The sequence below is a fragment of the Polaribacter sp. Hel_I_88 genome (genome assembly GCF_000687935.1).
Classification (GTDB): domain Bacteria; phylum Bacteroidota; class Bacteroidia; order Flavobacteriales; family Flavobacteriaceae; genus Polaribacter.
On the sequence record NZ_JHZZ01000001.1, the window covers coordinates 1,269,905 to 1,282,837 of the forward strand.

Sequence of the window (12,933 nt, forward strand, 5' to 3'; positions counted from 1 at the left end):
TTTTTTTAAAATCTAGCTGTTAATCCAAAATTATACGTAGATTGTATAGGATAACCTAATCCGTTTCCTCCTTGCTCAGGATCCCATAAATCAAAACTACTCCAAATCGCTACATTTATTGCGCTAGCATAAATTCTTAAGTTACTTAAACCTAATTTTTCATAAATACTTTCTGGTGGATTGTAACCAAACTCCACATTTTTAAGTCTTAAAAATGAACCATTTCGCATCCACCAAGTAGATGGTTGATTGTTGTTTTCTTCTTGAGTTGTACTTAATCTTGGCCAAAATGCAAAAACATCTCTATTATCTTCTGACCAGTGACTGTCTGCAATAGCTTTTAATAATCCACTTTCTGATCTACCATTAATAAAAAATGGTTGAATTTGTGATGGATTTATAAAAAAACTTGAACGTCCTGAACCTTGAAAAAACAAACTTAAATCAAAATTTTTGTATCCAACTGTACCTCCAAAACCATAAATAATTTCTGGCACAACTGGAAGACCAATTGGAACTCTGTCTGAGTTACTAATAACACCATCTCCGTTAACATCTCTATATTTAATATCTCCTCCACGAACTTCTCCAAATTGAGTTGGTGAGTTTGCTACTTCTTCATCATCAATAAATAATCTTTCTGCTATTAAACCATAAGTTTGCGCAATAGAATTACCTTTTCTTTGTAAATATGATAAATTATCTGGATAATTAATTTCTGCAGTTTGCAGTACTTCACTTGTAGCATATGTCATATTTCCTCTTAAACTTGTCCACCAATTTTTATTTATTTGTGTATCATAATTTAAAGACAATTCAAAACCACTACTCTCTGCTTGACCAAAATTAGTAAATGGCGTTACTTGTAATCCTTGCGTCGATCCTACATCTGCTCTTGGCTCAAGTATATTTGTTCTTACTTGCCTAAAATATTCCGTAACTAAAGTTAAATCATTGAAAAGACCAATATCTAAAGCTAAATTAAGTTGCTGCGATTTTTCCCAGGTAATATTAGGGTTCTCATATCTAGATGTTGATACACCATTTCTAAAAAAATTTAAATCCTCACCAAATCTTGATCCAAATGTTCCATCATTTAAATTTACGTTTGAAAGATAAAAGAAACGATCTTGTGATCTTCCAATTTCATCATTACCAACAACACCAAATGTAGCTCTTAACTTCAAATCTGTTACAACGTCTCTGAATGGTTCAAAAAACTTTTCATTATTTATTCTATACGCTCCTCCAATAGAAGGGAAAAATCCAAATCTTTTTCCTGATGCGAATTTCTCTGACCCGTTAAAACCAAAATTAAATTCAAAATAATATCTTTTGTCGTAATCATAAGTAAATCTTCCTGAATAACTTAAATTTCTACTTGGTAGAGAAGCTTGTAAATTACCTGCGTTACCCGTTTGATAACTTGATACTAGGTTTATTAAAGTACCTGAAACGCTATGTAAATCACCAAAAGTACGATTATAACTTAATTGAGACTCTAAATAAACTCTTGAATCTAAATTTTTAGCTCCTGGATCATAATCTAAAAATTCTGTACCCGTTGGACCTCCTAAAGCACTCTCGCTTCCATCATTTATAACATTTAATATAATTTCGCCTGTTTGAGGATTTCTTCTTGATGCATAGTAAAAAGGATTAAAACTTCTTCTTACATCAAAATTTTGAAATCTTCTTACATATCCCATAGTTCTAAATTTAAGACCATCTGTTAAAAAATCTAAATTTTGTTTTAATTCTATTTGAACCTGAAGTGTAGAGTTTTTATAAGTTTGAAAACCACTTACTGCGTTCGCATATGGATTTTGAGCCAATACACCACTTCCAGGCCTTGTTTCAGAACCACCGAATAGAGGATGTGTTGTAAATGGTTTAAGTTCATCTGGATAAATTGCTGGAAATAAAACAGGATTGGAGTATAAAGCTGAATTAAATACGCGTGCCCCTCCTCCGACTGGACCAGTATAATCATCGAACTGACCATATAACCTAATAATTGCTTCGGTAGTTTTTGTTAATTCTATATTAACATTTGATCTTAACGAATAATTTAATAGTGATATGTTGTTGTCTACACCATTCAAACTGTTTTCTTTAATTAAACCATTATCAACATTAAAAGTACCGGCAACATAATATCTTGCTCTTTCAGAACCTCCACTTGCACTTATGTTATAAGCTTGATTCCAAGAATAATCTTTAATTAATTGATCTACCCAATTATTGTTAGGGTATAATAACGGATTATCTCCGGCTGCAGTTCTTTCAATTTTATTTTGAGAATATGGAAGCTGTGCTAGTGGGTTTCTTGTTAAATTCGCCTCGTTAGCTAATCGCATGTACGTAATATTATCAGCTAATTTAAAATTGTCTGTATTTGAAGAGAATCTGTTTTCTATTCTAACATCAAATTTTGCTTTACCAATTTTACCAGATTTAGTCGAAATTAAAACAACACCATTAGCTCCACGTGCACCATAAATTGCTGAAGCAGCTGCATCCTTTAATACAGAAAAGGATTCAATATCGTCTGGTTGTAACCTCGCCATATCCGTTTGAGTCGATTCGATTCCATCTATTAATATTAATGGGTTAACTTTACCCGAACCAAAAGAACCTAATCCCCTAATAAAAAAATCTGAATTGTTTTGACCTGGCTCTCCACTTCTCTGAAAAGCAATCATACCAGCAACTCTACCGGCCATCATTGTAGTTAGATTACTAGTAGGAGCCTGTAATTCTGAAGGATTTATAGTTGTTATAGAACTAACTAAACTCTCCTTTTTTTGTGAACCAAAACCAACCAAAACTATCTCATCTAATTGATTACCGTCTTCTTCTAAATTCACAGTTATCTCTCTCTGCTTACCTACAGTAACTTCTTTAGATTTAAAACCCAAATATGAAAACACAAGAATTGAATTTTCATTAGCTACTTGTAATACATATTCTCCATCAAAATTTGCGGAAAATCCATTTTTAGTTCCTTTTTCTAGGACAGTTGCAGATGGCAATGGAAGACCTTGAGAATCATTTATTACCCCTTTTACTGTAATTTGTGAAAAAGTTACCTGACAGAGTAAAATGAATAAAAAAAATAAATGTTTGTTGTACTTCATTTTTGTTGATTTCGATTAAAATTATTTATTGTTTTAATTATTTAAAAGCTACTTTACTGTTTAGAAAATAAAATGGACTTTTTTATAAAATTTAAAGAAAAATTAACATCTTTAAAATAAAAAAACTATACGATGCAAGTTAGCCCATAGAAAGTGTTAAAAAATGGATAAAAAAACTAAAAACATTAAAAAAAACACTTTTATGTTTCTTATTAAACCTATTGTTGATTTAACTACAATTTATTTAAAATAATAAAGTAAGTAAAAAGAATTGTAAAAAATAGAATAATCATAATTATAAAGGTTAATAATTTTTGATATTATAAAATAATAAATTTAAATAATATTTGACCAAAATTTAAAAAACTAAATACATGCACAAAAACACTTAAAAATTGATGATCTAAAAAAACTTTTTTTAATAATTTATTTTTTGAGTTTTTATTAAAATTGAAATTTTAGATTTCTTTTTATTATTAAATATAGATTTTCCTAAAAGATATACTTTCAACATTTTTTGTTCTTCGTATTTAATAGGTATAAAATTAGCTTATCTAACTAAATAAATTAGAAATTTTAAAACTAGTACTTTTTAAAATACAAACTACTTACAGTGTTGAAAACTTATAAATACAAATAAAATAGCATGCATCTGAAGGGATTAATACCGTCAACGGAAAATGAAGTTTTATGAGGTTATCATAAAAAAGTTTTGTTTCTATACAAAAGACTGTTCTGTACCTACAAAACTTATTATGTTTACCAAGAATATTAGTATCTAAAAAAACATTTCCATATAAAGACCAGGCTCACTTATGTAAACTTCTATAGCATATCCAAATATTGGCTCTAAAACTTTCTTGCCAGTGCGAAGACGATATTATTTGTTAAAGTGAATTCTTTATTATCGATAGAAAATTTACTTTCTGCAATTCTGTTTCCATATCTACCTATTATAGCATTAAAATATTTTTCTTATTAAGAATTTGACCAAAAAATTACTATAAAAAAAACGATTATTACTATAGCACCATAATTAGATGTATGGAAATGTTTTTAAATCTTATTTATTAGGATGTGCTTTCTTATATTCTGGATTCCAAATGTCTTTGTATTTCACTTCTTTATTTTCCATTAAACTTTGGTGAACATGATTGGATACATTTAACCAATTTTTACCTTCATCCCATAAAGGATTCATCAATGTATTTGCCCAGGTATCAAAATTGGATTGTAAATTGTTTGCTATGGTAGTTTCTTTTAGCATTAAATTATTTGTTTCTCCTAAATCTTCTCTTAAATTGTATAAAACACTACCATAATTGTTTAAAGTAATCATTTTATAATCTCCAATTCTAGCCGCAGAAACTTCTAATTTTCTCCAAAATAGTTCATCATGTGGATTCCCAGTTTTTTCTCCAGTTAAAAAAGGTATTAAATTTGCACCATCTAATTGCAAATTACCTGTATTTATATTTGCAGCAGCTATTGAGGTTGTAAAAATATCTAATGAAGATGTTAAGCCATCAAAACTTCTATTTCCTTTTATCTTATTTGGATAACTTACCACAAATGGTACACGGTGTCCTCCTTCAAATTTATTTCCTTTCCAACCTTTTAATGGCCCTGTTTTAGAATCGTTATTGTGTGCACCGCCATTATCACTTAAAAAATAAATTAAGGTGTTTTCTTTAATACCTAACTCTTCCAATTTATTCATTAGTTTTCCAACATTTTCATCTAAAGACCAAGTCATTGCCGCTAAAGTTTTTCTTGGGTGATCTTTAAATTTTTCTAAATCTTCTTTTTTTGCATGCATTGGTGTGTGAACTGCATTGTAAGATAAGTACATAAAAAATGGTTTATCTTTAGATTCTTCTATATATTTTACAGATTGATCTCCTAAAACATCTGTCATGTATCCTTCAAAAATTACACGTTTCCCATTATTTTGTAACATTTGTTCTTTTGATGGATTTTTAATTGGAAAGTAGGAGCGACTCCCAGCAATAAACCCATAAAAATCGTCAAAACCCCTTTGGTTAGGATGATCTGACATATCTTCACCTAAATGCCATTTCCCTAAAGCATAAGTATTATAACCGTTTTCTTTAAAAACATCTGCGACTGTAACAACATCATCACTCAAACCAATACCACCTGTACTATTTGCCTCAAAACCAAAACGTTGTTGATATTTACCTGTAATTAAACCAGCTCTAGAGGGTGCACAAACAGTGGCACTAACGTGCGCGTCTGTAAATTTTACACCACTTTCTGCTAACTTATCTATATTTGGTGTTTGTAAATCTTCACTTCCCATAAAACCAAAATCTACATAACCTGCATCATCCACTAATATTATAATGACGTTTGGTTGATTTGTTGTATTTATTGTTTTTGAAATACCATTTTTTTCATTCTTATTCACAGATTTACAGGATATTATAAATAATAGCGCTGCATAAAAAATTATTATTGCTTTAATTTTCATTATTATATATTATTTTAAGAATATTTATTATTTGCTTTAAAAATTATTTGTCAAAAAAATCTAAATTCCAATCTGGGTACCATTTTATTATTGGTTTTCCATCTTCAAATTCTATTGGTAACCATACATATCTGCCATCTATAGCATTTTTTGGTCTCCACCTATCTGCCATAAAAATATAGGCATCTTTTTTTCCCAAAACAGGTAATATGTGGGTACTTTGACTGTAAAAGGTTGTCTTTTTTTCTTTTTCTGTTCCTCTAACTGGGTTTCCTAATTTTATCCAATCACCTAACATATTATCTGCCATTGCAGACCTTGCTGGATTTGGATCCCAACCCGTAAGTCCAGAAGTAATCATAAAATATTTTCCATCTTTTTTAAAAATTGCTGGTGCTTCATTATTACCTCCTGGAAAAACTCTTATGTATTCTTTTGATAATGATAAATAATCTGGTGATAATTTAGAAATGATTAGCGTTCCATTTTCTTCTGATGCTGTTATATGATAAGCCGTTCCGTCATCATCTTTAAAAAGAGTCATATCTCTAGACATTTGTCCGTCTTCAAAATCTCTTAAAAAATGAACTCCATAACCAGATCCTTCTCCCCATTTTAATTTTACTTTCGATTTTTCTTTTGCAATTTTATGTTGTTCCTCTGTAAAATTTTGTGGCCAAACGTTTGGATGCATTCTAAAACTATCTATATATTCATAGGGTCCAATTATAGTATCTGAAACTGCAACACCAACTAAAGCAGCATCGTAACCTTGTCCTTTTAATTCATGATGAAACCACATTACATACTTCTTGGTTTTATCATTATAAATAACTTTTGGTCGTTCAATTACACTTCCTTCAACAAGTTTAGATGTTTTATCTTTTTTTACTTTTAATGCTACACCTTCATTTTTCCAATTATATAAGTCTTTAGAAGAATATACCCTAACACCAACCCAAGATTGGTTTCCTCCACTACCAGAAACTTTATGTTCTCCAAACATATAATACATATCACCAACAGTTAAAACTCCTGCACCATGTGCATTTATATGAACCCCATCTGTGTCTTTCCAAATTTCTCCTGGAGTAAAACTTGTGTATTCTTTTTGCGCGCAACTTGTGCTTATAAAAGCTATCAAAGTAAAAACACTTATGCTTATTTTATATTTTAATTTTTTATTTACTATTCTCATTATTTTTTAAAAATTTTTATTTCTTTAGGCTTAAATACTATCTTTTATAAAATTTGAAATTAATTCTCCCAATTTTTCATATCCTTTTTTAGTATAATGTACATCGTCTATTCCTTTACCATATTTTTTATGAATTAAAAAAGACATAGCATAAATATCGTTTATCAAAATATTGTTTTCTTTCATTATTTTTTTTGCAACCTCATTATATTTATTTACATCTTCTTGAAAACGACCTAATTCTTTTTCTGGTACATAAGTTGTTGAAACAAAAATTAATTTGGCATCAGACTTTTTTTTGATGATTTTTATTATTTCATTAAGATTAGACTTATATTCTTCTATTAAAGTTGTTACTTCTCCATGTACTTTGTCTCTATTACCCTGAATTTTAGAATCTTTAGAACGGTAACATAAGTCCCACAAACCCCAATTAAATTGAATAATATCCCATTTTTGAGTTCCAAGCCATTTATCTATATTTTTTAAACCTACTCCAGAATGTTGTGCGTTTCCTATATTATGTTCAACTATTATTTCTTTTGATAAATGCTTTCTTACAAATGGTGTATAACCAATAGAGATAGAATCTCCAATAATCAACATTTTCTTTTGTTTATTTTTTGAGGAAGCCATTGAAATAATCGACAAAAAACTCAATAAAAAATACTGTTTCAACATAAATATTTCACTTAATCTAAAAGTATTTTTCTGTAAAGAATTTTAGAATTATTACTGAATTTTAGAATATAAATACCTTTAACTACTCCAAAAGGCATTGTAATTTCCGATATTTCTTTTTCCAAAACTTGCTTTTTTATTCTTTTACCACGGATATCAAATATTTCTAAATTCAAAGAATTGCTTTCTTCTTTTAAGTTAATAGTAATTTTTCCTTTTGTAGGATTTGGATAAATCAGTATTTTACTTTCTTGATTAAATATATCTGTACTTAAGGCATTTCCGCCACAAGCATCTCCAACCCCATTTTGGTTTGAATCTAATTGATTTGAATTTGCAGTAGTACTACAATTATCTACCAAATCAGGCACACCATCATTATCATCATCTGTATCATATACATCAGGTATACCATCTTTATCATTATCTGGAGCACCTTTTAATATTGAAATTTTATCGAAAATAGGTAAATTTGCCTGCCCATTATTAGTTAGTGTAATGCTATTAACTCCTGCATTTAAATTAACACTAATAGATTTTTCGGCCATTTCTCCATCATCAAAACACCATAAACCCGAACTTTCGAATACAATGCTGCTTAAAAATTGTCCGTTTACATAAACATTAGCATCTCTATTATTTCCAGATATGTATCTTACATTTAACACATAAGTGCCAGATTCAGAAACTATTACATCAGAAAATTTTAAATTTTTATTTTGAATTTGATTCAAGTTTATATATTTCCCATTTGATGCATTATTGCAATTTTCTAATGCATTGACACCTGTATATGTTGCATCTTCTGCTTCGCCAGACCATAAGACTTCTGAACCTGCACCTTCTAAAAAAGTTGCATCAAATATTTTGCTACTATTTAAAGTAAGCACATCAAAAACTCCTTCAAAACCGAGAGAATTATTATTTTTCCCTACCGAAGTAAATTTAAGATTGTAGTTTCCAGATTCTAAATAAATAGCTCCAAATGTTTTAGAAACTTCGGGAATAGTTGACGAATAAAAATCTATTATTTGTTCGAACTCATGCCAAACACCTGTTGTAATTTCTACAGAAAGTTTGTATTGCCCAGAATTAATATTAGCAAAACCAGATAAATCATATTTATAATACCCATCTATTGCATGACAAACATTTTTTAATATAACTTCATCTCCAACCTTATCAGATAATAATCTTAACTGCTTTCCGTTAGATGCGTTTGTATTACTTGGTATCTCTACTGTGGCACCTTCACTTGCATAGTCTAAATCTTCAACCTCTCTTTTAGGAGTAAGACAAGAATAATCATCTAATTCCCAAACTCTAACATAATCTACATAGGCTTCTGTTAAAAACCCGAGCGGTTCTCTAGTAAAATTATCACCAGAAAAACCAAAACTAGCGCCGTCTGACAACCAGATATATTCTGGTACTTGTGGAATAAATTTTGGATCTGAATAGGTTATTTTTAAAATACCATCATAATATATTTTCATATAATCCGGTGTCCATAATATTCCGAATGTATGAAAACCTTCATGAAGCCCTGGAGTTTCATATCTTTTAGTACTTGCTTGATGATCTGCACCATAACCGTCTATATGAACTACAGATTTTGTATAATCTCCAGTCCATGCAGATTCAAAAACATCTATTTCTGCACCATCTCTTCCTGTTCCATCAATATTACCCATATTATCTCCCTGAAACCAAAAAGCAGTATGCGTACCTTTATCTGCTTGTGCTATTTTAATTCTTGTTTCATAATATCCAAAAGCTTTCTCGAATCTATTATTAGAGTTTATAGATCCACAAGTCATTGTGTTATTATTATATTTTTCTACTTTTAATATTAAATTACCATCTTGTTCTAAAACATTTTTAGGTCTCCAAAACCATTGCGAAATCCCTAAACCTGGTCTTGGATTTCTAGAACTTTCGCTATTTAAAATATACCACTTAGAGCCATCTATTTGGGTATCATTAAATTCATCACTAAAAGTCATTTTCCAATCTCCCTCAAGAACTAAACCGTTTGGTTTTGCTGTTGATGATGTTTCTGAATCTACCATCTGTGAAAAAAGTAAATTTTGAAATGCTAAACATATTAACGTTAAAAAGAGTTTTCCTTTCATAGTTAAAAAAATTAATTAACTTCTTTATTCTTTTTGTGGTTAAATATTTTTACTATTTTAAAGGAATTATACTATAAGAATAATTCATCTCTCTTGGCTGTATTTGATATTTTTCTAAAGGTCTTGCCCACCAGCTTGTATCGCCACCAACACCCATTTGTTCGTTATCTATATTTACATTAACAAAATCTCTTTTAACAATATCTGTTGTATGACGTTGTTGTTTTTTCTCACCTGCATCAAAATCTGAATTGTATTGATGATGGGCACTAAAACTTAGCAATTCTGGTCCTAAAATTTTAATACCTTTACCAATTTCGTTTGTAAAAGTTATCCATCTTACACCTGTTCTATAGCCATTCTCTTGCGGTCTTATATATGGAAAATATAAATCTTCTACGTTTGCTTTATAATTACCTACAAAAGCAGCTGTGTTTCTATCTTGATAATTTTCTTGGGGACCTCTACCATACCAATTTACTTGGTTAAATTCATTTTTAAGGATAAAGTTATTTCCGAAACGAGGTAAATTAGGTAAATCTTTTTTTAGATCTTTTAATGTATTTGTAACTGTAATTTGCCCAGATGCATCTATCTTATAATCTAACTGTATTTTACCCGAGTTTTCTGGTAATTGGTAAGTTACTTGAACATAAACATTGTTATTATCTAAATTTATTTTGTCTTCAACAGTATTCAAATCAACCGTTTTACTACCATCTTTGAAAGACATATCTATTTTTGTCTGATTTTCTGTTGCTTTTTTCCAAATTGCAAATACCTTTGGCATGTTATAACCAAAATCATTATCTAGTGTTGCTCTCCAAAAATTTGGTTGTATTCCTTTTTTAATAATGTTACCATCACCATAATTTAATATATATAGTTCTCCAGAATTTTTGTTAAAAGACATTTCAAATTCGCTAGACATAATAGTTAAATCTTCACTATTTGATAGTAATTCAAGGTCATTTTTTTTATTTGATAAAAACATTGGAGTGTAAGAACCATAAGTAAATTGCTCTTTTGCTAAATTATGTCCTTTATCTACTAGTGGTAATTCATCAATATTTTTGGCATAAATATTAAGTGCAAATTCTCCACTATATTTATCTATTTTTGGTAAATCTAAATTTAAAACACCTGTTTCTCCTGCTTTTACATCAATTGCATTACTATTTCCTTTTGCAATTTCAGTTCCATCTTTGTAAAGCTCCCAAGTGTAGTTAAACTTATTTAAGTTTGTAAAAAAATATTCATTATAAACAGAAACTTTACATGTATTAAAATCAGCATCTTTAAAATGTATATTTTGATATACCTTTTTCATTTCCTCTAGTGCAGGATGGGCAGATCTATCTGGATTTACTACGCCATTTAAACAAAAATTACCATCATTTTTTATATCTGATGCACCAAAATCTCCACCATATCCCCAGTATTCTTCTCCATTTTCTGTTTTACCAACTAAACCTTGGTCCACCCAATCCCAAATAAAACCACCTTGTAAAACATCATATTTCCTTATAACATCCCAATAATCCTTAAAATTACCCAAACTATTCCCCATTGCGTGAGAATACTCACAAAGTATAAATGGACGCTTTGGATTGTTTTCTGCATATTTAATTAGTTGCGGAATACGGTCATACATGGGTGCTTGTATATCTGTATTTTCATACATAGTGGCACCTTCATATTGTGTAGGTCTAGTGTTATCATTTTCTTTCAGCCAATTATATGTTGCAAAGAAATTTTCTCCATTTCCTGCTTCGTTACCTAAAGACCAAGTAACTATTGATGGATGATTTTTATCTCGCTCAAACATTCTTATTGTTCTATCCATATGCATTGCTTTCCATTGTGGCAAGTAAGCAGGATGAACACTTTGTTTTTCTTTATTATTATCTAAACCTTGATTTGTTGTTCCCATACCATGAGACTCTATATTTGCCTCATCAATCACATAAAAACCATATTCATCACACATCGTATAAAAGAAAGGATTTTTTGGATAATGACTACAACGTATAGCATTTACGTTGTTTTCTTTCATTATTTTTAAATCTTTTAAGGTAAGTTCTTTAGATACTGTATGTCCTTCAGTATCGTCATGATCATGAAGATTTACTCCTTTTATTAATACCGGTTTTCCGTTTACCAAGAACTGACTGTTTTCTATTTTTATATTTCTAAAACCTGTCTTTAAAGAAGTTGCTTGTAAAACATTATCGTTATTATCTTTTAAAGTAATTAAAACCGTATATAAATTTGGATTTTCCGCAGACCATTGCTTAATGTTAGAAACTATATCAGAAAAACTTTTAGAAATTATTGATTTTGAATTTACTGTAAACTGTTCTTGATAGTTTTTTATTTGATTATCACCGTCAAAAACTGTAGTAATAATTTTTCCTGATGAGGAGTTATCCGATTTATTTTCTATTTCTAATTCTAGGTTTAATAATCCATTTGTATAATCTGCACTTAAATCTCCATTAAGTTTTATGTCTTTTAAATACGTTTTATTTTCAGCTCTTAAATATACGTCTCTTTCTATACCACTTAACCTCCAAAAATCTTGATCTTCCATATAACTAGCATCAGACCAACGTAAAACTTGAACAGCAATCTGATTTTCTCCAGTTTTTATATGCTCTGAAATATCAAATTCTGCTGCTGTTTTGCTACCTTCATTATACCCTACTTTTTCACCATTTACATAAACATACATTGCACCGCTAACCCCAGCAAAGTGGATGTAAACATTTTTATTATTCCAGTTTTCTGGAATATTAATTGTACGTTTATATGTACCTACATTGTTAAGATTATGTTTTATAAATGGGGGATTTATTGGAAAAACGTATCCAGCGTTTACATAAATTGGCAACCCAAAACCTTTAACTTCCCAATTAGACGGTACTTCTATTTTATCCCAACCTTCTAAACTAAAATCTTTCTTGTAAAAATTTGTTGGTCTTGCTTGGACACTATCTGCATAGTAAAAACTCCAAGTACCATTCAAAGATTTATAAGATGCTGAAGTTTCCCAGCCTTTATTTGCTAAAGCTTCTTCCTGAGAACTATAATTATAAAATGTAGCTCTAGGCTCTTCTCTATTAATTTGAAAAATTTCTGGATTCTCCCATTCAGGATTTTCCCACTTTTCTGCTGTATATATTGGACGTGGTGCTTTCTCACCTTTATTTGAACAAGCGCTGAAGCAAACTGCTATTATAAGCGTAAAACCGATTTTTTTTAGTAATTCCATTTTTTGAAAAG

Annotated in this window: 6 protein-coding genes; all 6 read right to left on the minus strand. The window is 29.7% G+C overall.

The window, feature by feature from the left end:
* Positions 1 to 5: 5 nt before the first annotated feature.
* A complete protein-coding gene (locus P161_RS18090; protein WP_081816984.1) occupies positions 6 to 3,140 on the minus strand; it encodes a TonB-dependent receptor in 3,135 nt (1,044 codons plus the stop codon).
* Positions 3,141 to 4,203: 1,063 nt separating this feature from the next.
* Positions 4,204 to 5,634 (minus strand): sulfatase-like hydrolase/transferase, encoded by a 1,431-nt coding sequence (locus P161_RS18095; RefSeq protein ID WP_081816985.1) that lies wholly within the window; start codon positions 5,632 to 5,634, stop codon positions 4,204 to 4,206.
* Positions 5,635 to 5,677: 43 nt separating this feature from the next.
* The gene (locus P161_RS0105750) at positions 5,678 to 6,832 is read right to left on the minus strand and encodes a glycoside hydrolase family 43 protein (RefSeq protein WP_026776088.1); all 1,155 of its coding nucleotides are present in this window, start codon (positions 6,830 to 6,832) and stop codon (positions 5,678 to 5,680) included.
* Between the two features lie 30 nt (positions 6,833 to 6,862).
* Positions 6,863 to 7,468: an SGNH/GDSL hydrolase family protein gene (locus P161_RS0105755; RefSeq protein ID WP_231494707.1), complete on the minus strand. Its 606-nt coding sequence runs from the start codon at positions 7,466 to 7,468 to the stop codon at positions 6,863 to 6,865.
* A gap of 56 nt (positions 7,469 to 7,524) precedes the next feature.
* Positions 7,525 to 9,648 (minus strand): family 16 glycosylhydrolase, encoded by a 2,124-nt coding sequence (locus tag P161_RS0105760; protein WP_026776090.1) that lies wholly within the window; start codon positions 9,646 to 9,648, stop codon positions 7,525 to 7,527.
* A 52-nt stretch (positions 9,649 to 9,700) separates the two neighbouring features.
* Entirely contained in the window at positions 9,701 to 12,922 is a 3,222-nt protein-coding gene (locus P161_RS0105765; RefSeq protein ID WP_051605673.1) for a glycoside hydrolase family 2 TIM barrel-domain containing protein, read from the minus strand.
* Positions 12,923 to 12,933 lie beyond the last annotated feature (11 nt).

What these genes read in the sequence shown, in the direction of transcription:
- P161_RS0105750 (WP_026776088.1), bottom strand. Translation starts at nt 6,832, where the DNA reads ATGAGAATAGTAAATAAAAAATTAAAATATAAAATAAGCATAAGTGTT.
- P161_RS0105760 (WP_026776090.1), bottom strand. Translation starts at nt 9,648, where the DNA reads ATGAAAGGAAAACTCTTTTTAACGTTAATATGTTTAGCATTTCAAAAT.
- P161_RS18095 (WP_081816985.1), bottom strand. Translation starts at nt 5,634, where the DNA reads ATGAAAATTAAAGCAATAATAATTTTTTATGCAGCGCTATTATTTATA.
- P161_RS0105765 (WP_051605673.1), bottom strand. Translation starts at nt 12,922, where the DNA reads ATGGAATTACTAAAAAAAATCGGTTTTACGCTTATAATAGCAGTTTGC.
- P161_RS18090 (WP_081816984.1), bottom strand. Translation starts at nt 3,140, where the DNA reads ATGAAGTACAACAAACATTTATTTTTTTTATTCATTTTACTCTGTCAG.
- P161_RS0105755 (WP_231494707.1), bottom strand. Translation starts at nt 7,468, where the DNA reads ATGGCTTCCTCAAAAAATAAACAAAAGAAAATGTTGATTATTGGAGAT.